Here is a 14,802-nt window from a genome sequence, read left to right on the forward strand (position 1 = left end):
GCGGTCAGTGCAAGGCTTCTTCGGCCTTCTGGATTGCGGCGAACTCTTCTTCCGGCGTACCGGCCACCAGGTGATGGCGGCTATACAGGGCGAAGTACGCAATCAAGATGCCATAGATGATCGCGGCGCCGATCACCACCCGCGGATCCACCAGAAAGCCCGCCACCACGGCCAGGCAGGCCAGCACCAAGGCCACGCCGGAGGTGAAGATGCCGCCCGGTGTGCGATACGGACGCTCCATTTTGGGGCGACGAATACGCAGAGTGATGTGCGCCGCCATCATCAACACATAGGACAGCGTAGCGCCGAACACCGCCACCAGGATCAGCAGGTCACCCTGGCCGGTCAGCGACAGGCCAAAGCCAATGATGCCGGGGATGATCAGCGCCAGTACCGGGGCTTTGCTCTTGTTGGTCTGCGACAGCACGCGCGGCAGGTAGCCGGCGCGTGAAAGGGCAAAGATCTGCCGCGAATAGGCGTAGATGATTGAGAAAAAGCTGGCGATCAGTCCGGCCAGGCCCACCAGGTTGACGAAGCTGCCCATCCAGGTCGAGCCGCCGTAGGCCTTGGCCAGGGCTTCGACCAGCGGGTTGCCGGAGCTTTTCAGCGCTTCGGCACCGGCGGCGCCCGGGCCGATGACCAGGATCAACAGGGCGAAACCAAGCAGCACCAGCATCGCGCCGATCAGGCCGCGCGGCAGGTCGCGCTTGGGATTCTTGGTTTCCTCGGCCGCCAGCGGCACGCCTTCGACAGCAAGGAAGAACCAGATCGCGTAGGGAATCGCCGCCCACACCCCGACGTAGCCGAAGGGCAGGAACTCGCTGGCGCCGACGGCCTGGGTTGGAAGGATATCGAACAGGTTTTTCGTCTCGAAGTGCGGCACCATCGCGATCAGGAACACTGCCAAGGCAATGGCCGCTACCGCAGTGATGACGAACATCAGCTTCAGCGCCTCACCGACCCCGAAAATGTGGATGCCGATAAAGATGATGTAGAACACCAGATAGATGATCCAGCCGCCGATGCCGAACAACGACTGGCAGTAGGCGCCGATGAACACCGCGATCGCCGCCGGGGCGATCGCATATTCGATGAGGATCGCGGTGCCGGTGAGAAACCCGCCCCAGGGGCCGAAGGCGCTGCGGGCGAAGCCGTAGCCACCGCCGGCGGTGGGGATCATCGAGGACAGCTCGGCCAGCGAGAAGCACATGCACAGGTACATCGTGGCCATCAGCAGCGTGGCGAGGAACATCCCGCCCCAGCCGCCTTGGGCCAGGCCGAAGTTCCAGCCGGCATAGTCGCCGGAAATCACGTAGGCCACACCGAGGCCGACCAGCAGGATCCAGCCGGCGGCGCCTTTTTTCAGTTCACGTTGTTGGAAGTAGTCGGAGCCGACCTTTTCGAAGTCGACGGAAGAACCTGCCGGTGTCCCGGCGGAGTGATCGCTTGGCATGAAGTCACCTGTTGTTGTTTTTGAGTGGTGAATGCGGTGCATGAAGCGGGCCAGAGGGGTTGCTCTGGTTTTTGGGGCTGCTTTGCAGCCCATCGCGAGCAAGCTCGCTCCTACGGGGACGGCTCATTTTTCTGTAGGAGCGAGCTTGCTCGCGATGGCGGGTTTAGAAGAAGCCCAATGGGTTGATGTCGTAGCTCACCAGCAGGTTTTTGGTCTGCTGATAGTGATCGAGCATCATCTTGTGGGTTTCACGGCCAACGCCGGACTTCTTGTAGCCACCGAACGCGGCATGCGCCGGGTACAGGTGGTAGCAGTTGGTCCACACGCGGCCGGCCTTGATGCCGCGGCCCATGCGATAGGCGCGGTTGATGTCGCGGGTCCAGACGCCGGCACCCAGGCCGAACTCGGTGTCGTTGGCGATCGCCAGGGCTTCGGCTTCGTCCTTGAAGGTGGTGACACTGACCACCGGGCCGAAGATTTCTTCCTGGAACACGCGCATGCGGTTGTTGCCCTTGAGCAGGGTCGGCTGGATGTAATAGCCGGTCGACAGGTCGCCTTCGAGTTTTTCCACCTTGCCGCCGGTGAGCAACTCGGCCCCTTCCTGCTCGGCGATTTCCAGGTAGGACAGGATCTTGTCGAACTGCTGCTGCGAGGCCTGGGCGCCGACCATGGTGTCGGTGTCCAGCGGGTCGCCGCGTTTGATCTTCTTCACCTTCTCCATCACCACTTCCATGAACTTCGGATAGATGGATTCCTGCACCAGTGCGCGGGACGGGCAGGTGCAGACTTCGCCCTGGTTGAAGAACGCCAGCACCAGTCCCTCGGCAGCCTTCTCGATGAAGGACGGTTCGGCCTGCATGATGTCTTCGAAGTAGATGTTCGGCGACTTGCCGCCCAGCTCGACGGTGGACGGAATGATGTTTTCGGCCGCGCATTTCATGATGTGCGAGCCCACCGGCGTCGAACCGGTGAAGGCGATCTTGGCGATGCGCTTGCTGGTGGCCAGCGCTTCACCGGCTTCGCGGCCGTAGCCTTGCACCACGTTGAGCACGCCTGGCGGCAGCAGGTCAGCGATCAGCTCCACCAGCACGGTGATGCCCAGCGGCGTTTGCTCGGCCGGCTTGAGTACCACGCAGTTGCCGGCGGCCAGGGCCGGCGCGAGTTTCCAGGCGGCCATCAGGATCGGGAAGTTCCACGGGATGATCTGCCCGACCACGCCCAGCGGCTCGTGGATGTGATAGGCCACGGTGCCTTCGTTGATCTCTGCGGCGCCGCCTTCCTGGGCGCGGATGCAACCGGCGAAGTAGCGGAAGTGATCGACCGCCAGCGGGATGTCGGCGTTGAGGGTTTCGCGGACGGCCTTGCCGTTGTCCCAGGTTTCGGTGATGGCCAGCACTTCGAGGTTCTGCTCGATGCGGTCGGCGATTTTCAGCAGGACGTTGGAGCGGTCCTGGACCGAGGTGCGGCCCCAGGCATCGGCGGCGGCATGGGCGGCGTCCAGGGCTTTATCGATGTCTTCGGCAGTGGAGCGGGGGAATTCGGCGATGGGCTGACCATTCACCGGCGAGGTGTTGGTGAAGTACTCGCCTTTGACCGGAGCCACGAACTCGCCATTGATGAAGTTACCGTAGCGGCTCTTGAACGAAACCTTCGCGCCTTCGGTACCTGGATGTGCGTAACGCATGGTGTCTCTCCTGGCTTATGTGTTTTGTTGGGGAGGATTCCAAGCGTAGAGCAAGTGTCGGGCCAGTGCCCGGAGGCCACGTCGGATCAATGACTTGACGCAGTTTTGCCGAGGGTTTCGGCGCAGGCTGCGACACCTCCGGTACAGCCTGGGTGACACTTTGTACCGCTGGCGGTACAGCCGGCGACCCGGTGGTCAAGGCGCCATTGCAAAGCGCCAGTGCGAGGAGGATGCTGGGTTTCTCTCACCCGCGGAGAACAATAAAAGTGCAGGGTAATCATCTGAGCCGGCACGCCCGGCAAGTGCTTACAGTGACCCAGGGCAAAGGCGGTTTGCAGGGGCCGGGCAGCGATCCCTCGATCGCCCGCTCCTGGCTGCGCTGTCTGGAGGACTACCACCTCGATCCGGCCCTCGCCATGGCGCCCACCGTGCTCGAACACGAGCGGGTCATGGAAAGCCGCGATCGCCTGCACCAGGTGCTGCGCATCGCCGACAGCGAGATGAACAGCCTGCACCAGCAGCTTTCCGGCGCCGGCCATGCGGTCTTGCTGACGGATGCTCGCGGGGTAATCCTCAATTGCGTGACCGCACCCACCGAGCGGCGCATTTTCGAGCGCGCCGGGCTGTGGTTGGGGGCCGACTGGAGCGAGGCCCGCGAAGGCACCAACGGCATCGGCACCTGCCTGGTGGAACGCCAGGCGCTGACCATCCATCAGGAAGAACATTTTCGCGGGCGCCACACCGGCCTGACCTGCTCGGCGAGCCCGGTCTTCGACCCGCACGGTGAGCTGCTGGCGGTGCTGGACGTGTCGTCGGCGCGGGCGGAGGTCTCGCGGCAGAGCCAGTTCCACACCATGGCCCTGGTCAACCTCTCGGCGAAGATGATCGAGAGCTGTTATTTCCTGCGCTGTTTCGAAAACCACTGGTTGCTGCGCTTTCACCTGCAGGCCGAATCCGTCGGGCTGTTCAGCGAGGGGCTGCTGGCCTTCGACGGCGAAGGGCGGATTCAGGCGGTCAACCAGAGCGGGCTGAACCTGTTGGGCAATGTCCGTGGCGGCCTGCTGGGCAAGCCGGTGGAAATGTTCTTCGACTGCCACCTCGACGAGTTGCTGGGCCGCGCTACCGCGATGGCCAGCACCAGTTGGCCGCTGCGCACCCGTGATGGCCGGTTGCTGTTCGCCAGCCTGCGCGGGCAGGCCCGGGCGCTGGTCCAGCCGATTGCGCCGGTGCGTGTGCCGGCGCCGAGCAAACCTGCGGATATCTGTCTGCTCGATCCGGCCCTGCAGAACGATTTTCGTCGGGCGCTGCGGGTGTTCGAGCGCGATGTGCCGCTGTTGCTCAACGGCGAGACCGGCTCCGGCAAGGAGGCGTTCGCCAAGGCCGTGCACCAGGCCAGTCAGCGGGCGGGCAAGGCGTTTGTCGCGCTCAACTGTGCGTCGATTCCGGAAAGCCTGATCGAAAGCGAGCTGTTCGGTTACCGCGGCGGCAGTTTCACCGGAGCACGTAAAGAAGGCATGCGCGGCAAGCTGCAACAGGCCGATGGCGGCACGTTGCTGCTGGACGAGATCGGCGATATGCCGCTCGCCTTGCAGACCCGCCTGCTGCGGGTGCTCGAAGAACGCCAGGTGGTGCCCATCGGCGGCGAGCCGCAGGCGGTGGACGTGCGCATCATCAGCGCCACGCACCGCGACCTGCTGAGCCGGGTCGAGGACGGCAGTTTCCGCGAAGACCTCTATTACCGCCTCAACGGTCTGGAAATCGCCCTGCCGGCGTTGCGCGAGCGCAGCGACAAGGGCCAGTTGCTCGACTTCATCCTCGCCGAGGAAGCCGGGCGGCAAGCGGTGCAACTGGAGCCGGCCGCGCGCCGTCTGCTGCTGGATTTCTCCTGGCCGGGCAACGTGCGCCAATTGCGCAATGTGCTGCGGACCTTGGTGGCGCTGTGCGAAGACGGGCATATCGGCGTGCTCGACCTGCCGCTGCTGGTGCGCAACGCCGCGCCCTTGAAAACCGTGGTCAACCCGCCTGTGGATAACCCCCGGGCACCACTGGACGACGCCGAACGCCAGGCCTTGTTGGCGGCGCTGGAGCAGAAGCGTTGGCACATGACCCAGGTGGCGGCGCAGCTCGGAGTAAGTCGTAACACGTTGTATCGCAAACTGCGCAAACACGGTCTTTCCCGGGGTGCCTGAGCGAAACACAGGGTGAGATTTTTCCAACCCTAAGCTACCCTGCCAGCACGTTTTCCGAGGTTGACCATGCACATTCATATTCTTGGTATCTGTGGCACTTTCATGGGCTCGCTGGCGGTTTTGGCCAAGGAGCTCGGCCACCGCGTCACCGGTTCCGACGCCAACGTCTATCCGCCCATGAGTACCCAGCTCGAAGCCCAGGGCATCGAACTGACCCAGGGCTATGACGCCGCGCAACTGGATCCCGCGCCTGACCTGGTGGTGATCGGCAACGCGCTGTCGCGGGGCAACCCGGCGGTGGAATATGTGCTGAACAAGGGCCTGCCTTATGTGTCCGGCCCGCAGTGGCTGGCCGACCACGTTCTGCAGGGGCGCTGGGTCCTGGCGGTTGCCGGCACCCACGGCAAGACCACCACCAGCAGCATGCTGGCCTGGGTGCTGGAACATGCCGGCATGAGCCCGGGCTTCCTGATCGGCGGCGTGCCGCAGAACTTCTCGGTGTCGGCACGTCTGGGCGGCACGCCGTTCTTCGTGGTCGAGGCGGATGAATACGACAGCGCCTTCTTCGACAAGCGCTCGAAATTCGTTCACTACCGTCCGCGCACCGCGATCCTCAACAACCTTGAGTTCGATCACGCGGATATCTTCCCTGATCTCGCGGCGATCGAGCGGCAGTTCCACCACCTGGTGCGAACCATTCCGAGCGAAGGCCTGATCGTCCACCCCACCACCGAACCCGCTTTGAAGCGCGTGATCGAGATGGGCTGCTGGACCCCGGTGCAGACCACCGGTGTCGGCGGCCAATGGCAGGTGCGCCTGCTCAGCGACGACGGTTCGCGCTTCGAAGTGAGCTTCGACGGTGACGTGCAAGGCGTGGTGGAGTGGGAGCTGACTGGCCAGCACAACGTTGCCAACGCCCTGGCGACCCTGGCCGCGGCCCGCCATGTCGGCGTCGTCCCGGCTATGGGCATCGCCGCGCTGAGCGCATTCAAGAGCGTCAAGCGGCGCATGGAGAAAGTCGCCGAGGTCAACGGCGTCACCATCTACGATGACTTCGCCCACCACCCGACCGCCATCGCCACCACCCTCGACGGCCTGCGCAAGCGCGTTGGTGATGCACCGGTGATCGCGGTGATCGAACCGCGCTCCAACTCGATGAAGCTCGGTGCCCACCGCGATGGCCTGCCGGAAAGCGTGCGCGATGCCGACCAGGTGATCTGGTACGCCCCGCCAAACCTCGGCTGGGACCTGGCGGCGACCGCCGCGCAGTGCGCGGTGCCGGCCATTGTCGCCGACAGCCTCGAAGCCATCATCGAGCGGGTCAAAGGCCAGGCTCGCGCCGGCACCCAAGTGGTGATCATGAGCAACGGCGGCTTCGGCGGCCTGCACGGCAAACTGGCCGAGGCGCTGCGGTGAACGGGCCGGAACGCATCACTCTGGCGATGACCGGCGCCTCCGGGGCGCAATATGGCCTGCGCCTGCTGGACTGCCTGGTGCGGGAAGACCGCGAGGTGCACTTCCTGATTTCCAAGGCGGCGCAATTGGTGATGTCCACCGAAACCGACGTGCTGCTGCCGCCCAAGCCCCAAGCCATGCAGGCGTTCCTCACCGAATACACCGGTGCGGCCGCTGGGCAGATTCGGGTCTATGGCAAGGAAGACTGGATGTCGCCTGTGGCTTCCGGCTCCGGCGCACCGGCGGCGATGGTGGTGGTGCCGTGTTCCACCGGCACCCTGTCGGCCATCGCCACCGGCGCCTGCAACAACCTGATCGAGCGCGCGGCGGACGTCACCCTGAAAGAGCGCCGCCAGTTGATCCTGGTGCCGCGGGAAGCGCCGTTCTCCACCATCCATCTGGAGAACATGCTCAAGCTGTCGCAGATGGGCGCGGTGATCCTGCCGGCGGCGCCGGGGTTCTACCACCAGCCGCAGACCATCGATGACCTGGTGGACTTCGTCGTGGCACGAATTCTCAATCTGCTGAACATTCCCCAGGACATGCTGCCGCGTTGGGGCGAGCATCATTTCGGCGGGGAAGAGTGAAGCCCCTGCTGGCGGGGCTGCTGATGGCGCTGACCCTCAGTGGCTGCGCCACGGTCCGCACGCTGGATGCGGCAAAACCGGGCGCGCCGGTGGTGTATTCCGGGACGCGGCTGGACCTGTATGCGTTGCAGGGTGGCTGTTGCGCCGAGGACCGGTTCGGCGCCGAGGCCCCGAAGTATCCGGGGCTGGATCTGCCGGGGAGCATGGTGCTGGATACGTTGTTCTTGCCGCTGTCGGTGCTGACGGTCCTCGGGGTTGGGTTCCAGGCCAGCGGCGGGTTGTAGGCGCCAGCTTGCTCGCGAAGGGCCGCAACGTGGCCCCGGACTTATCCACTCTTTCAGCGATCCGGGGGGAGTGCTTTGCAGTCTTTCGCGAGCGAGCTCGCTCCTACAGGGAGGGGGGATGTTTCGTTGGCTTATTTCCCCAGTTTCCTCAGCTCATCGGATTCCACCACGCGAATCCCGTCCTGTTCCTCCAGCGCCAGCCGCCATAGCGCCCGCGCGAGCTGGCATGCCTCGATCCCGTGATACTTGCCCGGAATCAGCTTCGACAGCGTGCCGGCCACCTGTTCGGCCAGGCGCGGCTCGATGCGTTCGCCCAGCAGCAGCGACGGCCGGGCAATGGTCAGTTGTGGCCAGTCCTGGGCCTTCAGCGCTTCTTCCATCTCGCCTTTGACCCGGTTGTAGAACACCGAGGATTTCGTATCGGCGCCGATCGCGCTGACCACCAGCAGGTGCCGCGCGCCCATTTCCCGGGCACGTTTGCTGAAGGCCACGACCATGTCCAGGTCGACGGCGCGGAAGGCCGTTTCCGACCCGGCCTGCTTGATGGTGGTGCCCAGGCAGCAGAACGCGATATCGACACGGCCACTCAATTGCGGGAGAAAAACCGCCGGGTCCCCGACCGGATTTTCGAGATGCGGATGCTCGGCCAGTGGCCGGCGGGTAGGAGCAAGCACGCGGCTGATGGTCGGCTCGTTGAGCAGGCGATCGAGCAGGTGTTCACCGGTAAGGCCGGTAGCCCCGGCAAGCAGGATGTGCTGCGGCGTCAAGTACATGATGTTTCTCCCTTGATACAGTCAGCTTAGTGGCTGGCCGTACTTTTTTCCTCGACCGCAGTGGCACTTTGCAGCGCTTTTCGCGCTTGTTGCTGACGCAGTTTTTGCCAATGTGCCAGGACGCCTTTGGGCGCCCATAGCTGCGGTTCGGACGCTTCGAAGCCTTCGGCTTGTTCCCGTTGGTCCACATGGGCCCGGGCAAGTTCGAATGCTTGTTGCAGATCGTCGGTCTGGTTCAGGGCCTGGGCGAACAGCGCGTCGCCGAAGTAGGTGAAGTCCGCCTCTTCTGAACAGCCAAAGGACACCCGGTCGGCCCGCGAGGCGGTCATGATCAGGGTCCGTTCATCCTTGAGCGGTTCGATGTAGCCACCTGAATAGCAGGCGGAGATGACAATGATCTTGTCGCGTTCCTTGAGCGGCGCGAGGGCGGCGGCCAGTTCGTCGGCGGGGAGGTCAGCCAGTTGCAGCCGTGGCTGGTCGAGCACCAGTTCATGCTCGTGGCTGCCATGGGTGGTGAGGTAGACGAACACCAGGTCTTCCGGGCCGCTGCGCTCGGCCAGGCGCTTGGCGGCGCGGGTGAGGGTCTCGCGGGTGGCCATGGGCCGGTCGGCGAGGTGGTCGCGGTGGTTGACCAGGCTGACCTGGCCAATGGCGCCGAAACGGGTCTTGAGCATGTCGCTGACGTAGTCGGCTTCGCGCAGGAACACGCTCTGGTTGCCGTCGCCCGCGAGGGTCAGGCTGTAGAGTTCGATATCGCCGGTGGAGGGCGGTATTTGCCCCAGGGCCTGTTCCAGCAGGCTGCCCTGGTTGAGCAAGGCTTGCTCGAGCGGGTCGGGCAGCAACCGGCCCTGTTCGTCGCGCACCCGCAGGCCGTTGATCCAGTGACCGGCTTCGACCCGGCCGCCGGGCAGGACCAGGCGACCGCTGCCCTGGTAGCTGTCGTTTTCGAAACCGCCGCTGTAGACGCTGCCATCGGCCAGTTGCAGGCGGCCCTTGCCGGAGAAGCGCCAGTCGCGGAAGCCGCCTTTGTAATGGCTGCCGTCAACGGCAAACAACTCGCCTTTGCCGGTGAGCGCGCCGTCCTTGAAGTCGCCGATCCACACGTCGCCGTCGGCATTCTCGTAGCGGCCGCGGCCTTCCAGGCGGTTGGCCTTGAACTCGCCGATGTACTGATCGCCTTCGGCGCTGTTGAAGGTGCCGGTGCCCTTGAGCAGGCCATCGACGAAGTGGCCGCTGAACTGATTGCCGCTGGCGTCGCTGCGAACGCCTTCGCCATTGGGCTTGCCCTTGGCGAACTGCCCCTGGTACTGGCTGCCGTCGGCCAGCACCAACTCGCCGGCGCCGCTGTACTGGTCGTCCTTGAACTGGCCACGGTAATGCTGACCGCCTTCGCGCAGGCTGCCTTCGCCGTCGCGCCGGCCGAGCTTGAAGCCGCCGCTGTAGCTGCTGGTCGGGGTGGTGAGTTTGCCTTGGCCGTGGAACAGTCCCTGCTGGAACTGGCCGATATAGACCTCGCCGTTGCTGCCGTGCCATTCGCCTTGGCCGTGCCACTGGCCGTTGCTGAAGTGTCCGGCGTACCAACTGCCGTTGGGGTAGTCGACGCGACCTTCGCCCTGCAGCAGGCCGTCGACCACCTCGCCCCGGTAACGGCCGCCATCGGGCAGGCGGGCATCGGGCGGCGACAGCGGTTCGCCATCGCCACAGGCGGCGAGCAGCAGAATCAGGGCAAGTGGAACAAGTGGGCGCATGGCGGGGTCCGGGCGTTTGAAGCCCAGAGTATGCCGCAGAACCAGGGTTCTGGTGAAACGGCGGTCAGGCCGTTTCACCAGCGGGCGTCAGACGAACGCGAGGGAAAGGGGCTCGGCGATGTAGGCCGGTTTTTCTTCACCTTCGATTTCCAGGGTCGCGGTGGCCTTGAGCAGCCACTGGCCAGGTTTCTTCTCGGTGACCTCGGTGAGGCTCACCGCGAGGCGGACGTTCGAGTCGACCTTGACCGGCTGGATGAAGCGCACGCTGTCCAGGCCGTAGTTGACGACCATCTTCAGGCCCTCGGGCAGGACCAGGATGTCTTCCATCAGCTTGGGAATCAGCGAAAGGGTGAGGAAACCGTGGGCGATGGTGCTGCCAAATGGCGTTTTTGCCGCCTTCGCCGGGTCCACGTGAATGAACTGGAAGTCGCCGGTGGCCTCGGCGAACAGGTTGATGCGCTCTTGATCGATCTTCAGCCATTCGGAACGTCCGAGTTCCTTTCCAACGTACTGCGGCAGCTCTGCAACGGGTACATAGGGCATTGCGACTCTCCTGACTGTCTTTGAATTTCTTATGACTAAGGCAGATACGAATGCTTAAGATCAGCACGCTCCATTGGCTCGGTCAAGTAGGCATGACCCGGGCGAATGTCGGGGTATAGACCGGTCGTTAGCGTGCTTATAATGGCCGCCAGGTTTGAGGGAGATAGGCAATGTTGTTGCGCGGTTTGACGTGGCTCGTGCTGTTCCAGTTGCTCGGTACAGCGATCAATCACCTGTTTGTACCCATTCTTCCGGGGCCGATCATCGGCCTGGTGTTGCTGCTGGTCTTCCTGATGGTGCGGGGCGAAGTCGGCGAGCCGCTGAGCGAGGCGGCTTCCAGCCTGCTGCGCTATCTGCCGCTGCTGCTGGTGCCGCCAGCCGTGGGGGTGATGGTCTATGCCGCTGACATCGTCGCCGACTTCTGGGCGATTGCCGGCGCGCTGGTGCTGTCGCTGATTCTGGCCATGGCCTTCTGCGGCGTGCTGATGCAGAAGATGATCGCCCGCCAGGCCCGCCGCGAGGATCGCCCATGAGTCTCGACTGGCAAGGTGCGGTGCAGGCCGTTATCCACCATCCGCTGTTCGGCATCGGCATCACCCTGGGCGCCTACCAACTGGTGATCGCCGCGTATGAAAAGACCCGCTGGCTGTTTCTCCAGCCGGTGCTGGTTTCGATGCTGGTGGTGATCGGCGTGCTGCTCAGTTGCGGCCTGACCTACGCCGAGTACCGCAAGAGCACGGAAATCATGAATATCCTGCTGGGCCCGGCCACGGTCGCCCTGGCCGTGCCGCTCTATCTGAACCTGCGGCGGATCCGCCAACTGTTCTGGCCGACCTTTACTACGCTGATAGTCGGAGGTGTGTTCGCGACCGCTATCTGCCTGCTGCTGGGCTGGTGGTTCGGTGCCGAGCACATGATCCTGATGACCCTCGCGCCGAAGTCGGTGACCTCGCCGATCGCGATGCTGGTGGCCGAGCAGATTGGTGGTGTCGCCGCGCTGGCCGCGGTGTTCGTGCTGATCACCGGCGTGATCGGGGCGATTTTCGGCCCGGCGCTGCTGTCGCTGCTGGGTGTGAACAGCCCCGAGGCCCGGGGCATGGCGCTGGGTCTGACAGCGCACGCCGTGGGCACCTCGGTGGCGCTGCAGGAAAGTGAAGAGTGCGGGGCGTTCGCGGCCCTGGCCATGAGCTTGATGGGTGTGGCTACCGCGGTGTTCCTGCCGTTGGCGGTCAGCCTGGTAGCCTGAGGACCTGTAATGACGTTGCCCTTGTTTACCCTCAACACTGTGCTGTTTCCCGGTTGCAACCTGGATTTGCAGATCTTCGAGGCGCGTTATCTGGACATGATCGGCCGCTGCATGAAGCAGGGCGGCGGCTTTGGCGTGGTGTGCATCCTCGAGGGCGAGCAGGTCGGCAAGGCGCCGGAGTCTTTCGCCGGCATCGGCTGCCAGGCGCTGATCGAGGATTTCCAGCAGCAGGACAACGGCCTGCTGGGCATTCGCGTCAAGGGCGAACGGCGTTTCATGGTCGATGACTTCGAAGTGCGCAAGGACAACCTGCTGGTGGCTGACGTGCGCTGGCTGGATGAGCAGGACGATCCGCCGCTGGACGACGAGGATGACGACCTGCTGGCGCTGCTCATGGCGTTGGCCGAACACCCGATGGTTTCAGGGCTGGACATGGCCAGCCGGGTCACCGGCAAGCAGGCCCTGGCCAATCAACTGGCCTACCTGCTGCCGTTCGATGACGAGGACAAGCTCAAGCTCCTCGCCATCGACTCTCCTACCCAGCGCCTGGTGGCGATCCAGTCGCTGCTCGACCGCATCCAGGGCGAACTCTTCGCCTGACCCTCAGTACTGATAACGCAGCAGGGCGTGCGGTAGCGCGTGCAGGGCGAAGAACGCCAGCACGCCGACGCACGCCGGCAGAATCAGCCACCAGACCCGCAGCGGCATGGCCGTCAGGGGCTCGCGGTACTGGACCAGTGCCAGGCTGATGGCGCAGACGCAGCAGGCGAGCAGACCACCGGCGAGAATGTCGGTGGGCCAGTGCACGCCGAGATAAACGCGCGACACCGCGATCGATAGCGCCGGCAGGCAGCCCAGCAGAATCCAGGTTAGACGCATCCGCGGTGGCTGGCTGCGGCCGGCCAGCACGGCGAGGGTCAGGAAGAAGGCGAACGAAGCGGAACTGTGACCGCTGGGCATGCTGTAGGTGGTCAGCGGATCGGTCAGGACTTCCGGGCGGGCGCGGGCGAAGAACCACTTGGTGGCGGAGTTGGCGAGGGCTGTGCCCAGCAGGGTGGTGCAGGCGAAGACGGCCGGGCGCCATTGCCGTGCCAGCACCAGCAGCGCCACCAGTACGCCGGCGACGACGAGCTGGGTGCGGAAGTCGCCGAGGCGGGTGATCAGCACGATGCTGCCGTCCAGGACGCGGCTGCGGTGTTCCTGGATCAGGGTCATCAGGCCCTGGTCGAACTGGCTCAGGTGCGGGAAGCCGATGAACAGCGCCACCAGCATGACCAGGCTGACCGCGGCGATCAGCCGTGTCCCGCGGGGCTGTGCGCGCAGGCTGCTGTTGATGCTCACCCCGATCAATATGGCCACACCCGCAGCGACCACGCCGGCCTGCGGCCAGAAACCCTCCGGCAACGGCAGGCGCATGGCCGCGCCGGTGGCCCAGCCCGGCAGCAGATAGGCCACCGCCCAGCCGGCGCCGGCAATCAGGCTGACAGCGATGAAGCGCGGCAGCGGCATGTCGAACATGCCGGCGACCATCGGCAGCATCGGCCGCAATGGGCCAATGAAGCGGCCGACCAGAAGACTGGCGATGCCATAACGCTGAAAGTAGGTTTCGGCGCTGCCAATCCACTCCGGGTGATGGCGCAGCAGCGGCAGGCGCCGGATGTTCTGATGGAAACGTCGTCCCACGGTGTAGGAGATGGCATCACCCAGCAACCCGCCGAGAAAACCCAGCAGCAGGGTTTCGCTCAGGGATAGCGCGCCGCTGCCGGCCAGCACGGCGACCGCGAACAACAGGACAGTGCCGGGCACGATGATCCCGGCGATGGCCAGGCATTCGACGCAGGCCACCAGAAAAATCGCGACGCCCAGCCATTGCGGGTTCGCGGTCAGCCAGCCGGTCAGGCTGTCGAGCCATGGGCCCATCGTGTCAGTTTCCTTGTGTCAGTAGAGAGAAGTCGCGCCCTTCGACTTGGCCGCGGCGCAGCGGGTTCCGCGTGCAGTGACGGGCGTATTCGGCGTCGACGAAACGAAGCGGCAGATGTTCGTCGCGGCCCTTGGGAATGCCCAGCCGGCTGGCCTGGATAATGTGTTGCACGATGATTCCACAGTCCTCGACAAACAGCCGTTCCGGATCGAAGCGCTTGGCGTCCCAGGTCGGCACTTTCAGGCCCAGGGCTTTGCACAGCAGGGTTTGCCCGTTGCAGAGCCGCTCGATCGGGCGGACCCCGCCGCTGGCGTCCGGGTTGTTGACCTGCATTTGTGCCAGGGCGTTGCTGTCGGAGACGGCATCGACCCACGGGAAGGCGGATTTGATCAGTACTGCGTTTCCCGGCCCTTGAGCGCTGAAGTTGAGCGAATCGCCACCGCGCGCGTAGTACATGTAGATATGCCCGCCATCGAGGAACAGCGCCTTGCGTTTCTCGGTATAGCCGAGCGAGGCGTGGCTGCCTTTCTCGTCGAGGTAATAGGCCTCGGTCTCGATGATCCGCGCCGACAGCCAGTAGGGACCGTGGCGATGGCGGATCACTTTGCCCAGCAGGTCCTTGGCGAGGACCTGGGCGTCGCGGTCGAAAAAGGCGTCGGGCAAGGCACGGGGCGGGCAGGGCGCTGGTTGGGACATGGTGGTTTTGGGCAGGGGGAAGAAGTGCCGATGATAGCAACTTCTTCCTTTATCGAAGCTGAACGGAAGAGACGCTATCTGCCTGTCTGTGGCGGCTGCGTTCCCGCCTTCGCGAGCAAGCTCGCTCCTACGCGGATTTGAGGCTGTAGAAGCGAGCTTGCTCGCGAAGGGCCACATTCCTGTGACTCACGTCCTACCATCCGCCTGTCACCGCTGGGCGTAT

General features: G+C 64.3%; 14 protein-coding genes. 7 read left to right on the forward strand and 7 right to left on the reverse strand.

Annotated elements, in window-relative coordinates; genetic code table 11:
• Nucleotides 1-4 precede the first annotated feature (4 nt).
• Nucleotides 5-1,453 (reverse strand): ethanolamine permease, encoded by a 1,449-nt coding sequence (gene eat / locus NTD88_RS24345; RefSeq protein WP_262154012.1) that lies wholly within the window; start codon nt 1,451-1,453, stop codon nt 5-7.
• Between the two features lie 163 nt (nt 1,454-1,616).
• Complete coding sequence (locus NTD88_RS24350) at nt 1,617-3,137, reverse strand: aldehyde dehydrogenase family protein (protein WP_095159340.1); 1,521 nt, start codon at nt 3,135-3,137, stop codon at nt 1,617-1,619.
• Between the two features lie 266 nt (nt 3,138-3,403).
• On the opposite strand from NTD88_RS24350, the gene NTD88_RS24355 reads away from it, so the two are divergent.
• The 4 genes from NTD88_RS24355 (at nt 3,404) to NTD88_RS24370 (ending at nt 7,652) form a co-directional block, all read left to right on the forward strand.
• Entirely contained in the window at nt 3,404-5,326 is a 1,923-nt protein-coding gene (locus tag NTD88_RS24355) for a sigma-54-dependent Fis family transcriptional regulator (RefSeq protein WP_262154013.1), read from the forward strand.
• A 66-nt stretch (nt 5,327-5,392) separates the two neighbouring features.
• On the forward strand, nt 5,393-6,742 hold the full coding sequence (gene mpl / locus NTD88_RS24360; RefSeq protein ID WP_262127390.1) for a UDP-N-acetylmuramate:L-alanyl-gamma-D-glutamyl-meso-diaminopimelate ligase: 1,350 nt from the start codon (nt 5,393-5,395) through the stop codon (nt 6,740-6,742).
• On the forward strand, nt 6,739-7,368 hold the full coding sequence (gene ubiX / locus NTD88_RS24365) for a flavin prenyltransferase UbiX (protein ID WP_095159337.1): 630 nt from the start codon (nt 6,739-6,741) through the stop codon (nt 7,366-7,368). The genes mpl and ubiX overlap by 4 nt, the downstream gene beginning before the upstream one ends.
• Before the next feature lie 23 nt (nt 7,369-7,391).
• Nucleotides 7,392-7,652 carry a YceK/YidQ family lipoprotein gene (locus tag NTD88_RS24370; RefSeq protein ID WP_095159396.1) on the forward strand — a complete coding sequence of 87 codons (261 nt, stop codon included), beginning with the start codon at nt 7,392-7,394 and terminating at the stop codon, nt 7,650-7,652.
• 131 nt (nt 7,653-7,783) lie between these two features.
• Here the strand turns inward: NTD88_RS24370 and NTD88_RS24375 are convergent, their stop codons facing one another.
• The 3 genes from NTD88_RS24375 to NTD88_RS24385 all read right to left on the reverse strand — a co-directional run bounded on the left by NTD88_RS24375 (nt 7,784) and on the right by NTD88_RS24385 (nt 10,716).
• Nucleotides 7,784-8,425, reverse strand: coding sequence for an oxidoreductase (locus NTD88_RS24375; RefSeq protein WP_262127389.1), 642 nt, complete (start codon nt 8,423-8,425; stop codon nt 7,784-7,786).
• Nucleotides 8,426-8,451: 26 nt separating this feature from the next.
• Nucleotides 8,452-10,173: a C13 family peptidase gene (locus NTD88_RS24380; RefSeq protein WP_262127388.1), complete on the reverse strand. Its 1,722-nt coding sequence runs from the start codon at nt 10,171-10,173 to the stop codon at nt 8,452-8,454.
• A gap of 87 nt (nt 10,174-10,260) precedes the next feature.
• Nucleotides 10,261-10,716: a MaoC family dehydratase gene (locus tag NTD88_RS24385; protein ID WP_262127386.1), complete on the reverse strand. Its 456-nt coding sequence runs from the start codon at nt 10,714-10,716 to the stop codon at nt 10,261-10,263.
• 170 nt (nt 10,717-10,886) lie between these two features.
• Between NTD88_RS24385 and NTD88_RS24390 the strand changes: the two genes are divergently transcribed.
• Genes NTD88_RS24390 through NTD88_RS24400 form a run of 3 tightly spaced genes read left to right on the forward strand, consistent with a single transcriptional unit; the run spans nt 10,887 to nt 12,562 of the window.
• Nucleotides 10,887-11,249 carry a CidA/LrgA family protein gene (locus NTD88_RS24390; protein WP_095159333.1) on the forward strand — a complete coding sequence of 121 codons (363 nt, stop codon included), beginning with the start codon at nt 10,887-10,889 and terminating at the stop codon, nt 11,247-11,249.
• Nucleotides 11,246-11,962, forward strand: coding sequence for an LrgB family protein (locus tag NTD88_RS24395; RefSeq protein WP_095159332.1), 717 nt, complete (start codon nt 11,246-11,248; stop codon nt 11,960-11,962). Before NTD88_RS24390 ends, NTD88_RS24395 begins: the two co-directional genes overlap by 4 nt.
• Before the next feature lie 9 nt (nt 11,963-11,971).
• The gene (locus tag NTD88_RS24400) at nt 11,972-12,562 is read left to right on the forward strand and encodes an LON peptidase substrate-binding domain-containing protein (RefSeq protein ID WP_095159331.1); all 591 of its coding nucleotides are present in this window, start codon (nt 11,972-11,974) and stop codon (nt 12,560-12,562) included.
• A 3-nt stretch (nt 12,563-12,565) separates the two neighbouring features.
• Here the strand turns inward: NTD88_RS24400 and NTD88_RS24405 are convergent, their stop codons facing one another.
• Both NTD88_RS24405 and NTD88_RS24410 read right to left on the reverse strand, forming a co-directional pair.
• Nucleotides 12,566-13,882 carry a bifunctional DedA family/phosphatase PAP2 family protein gene (locus NTD88_RS24405; RefSeq protein ID WP_262154014.1) on the reverse strand — a complete coding sequence of 439 codons (1,317 nt, stop codon included), beginning with the start codon at nt 13,880-13,882 and terminating at the stop codon, nt 12,566-12,568.
• A gap of 4 nt (nt 13,883-13,886) precedes the next feature.
• Complete coding sequence (locus NTD88_RS24410; RefSeq protein WP_095159329.1) at nt 13,887-14,579, reverse strand: DNA-3-methyladenine glycosylase; 693 nt, start codon at nt 14,577-14,579, stop codon at nt 13,887-13,889.
• Nucleotides 14,580-14,802: the final 223 nt, after the last annotated feature.

It is taken from the genome of Pseudomonas sp. 20P_3.2_Bac5 (genome assembly GCF_025466035.1).
GTDB lineage: Bacteria > Pseudomonadota > Gammaproteobacteria > Pseudomonadales > Pseudomonadaceae > Aquipseudomonas.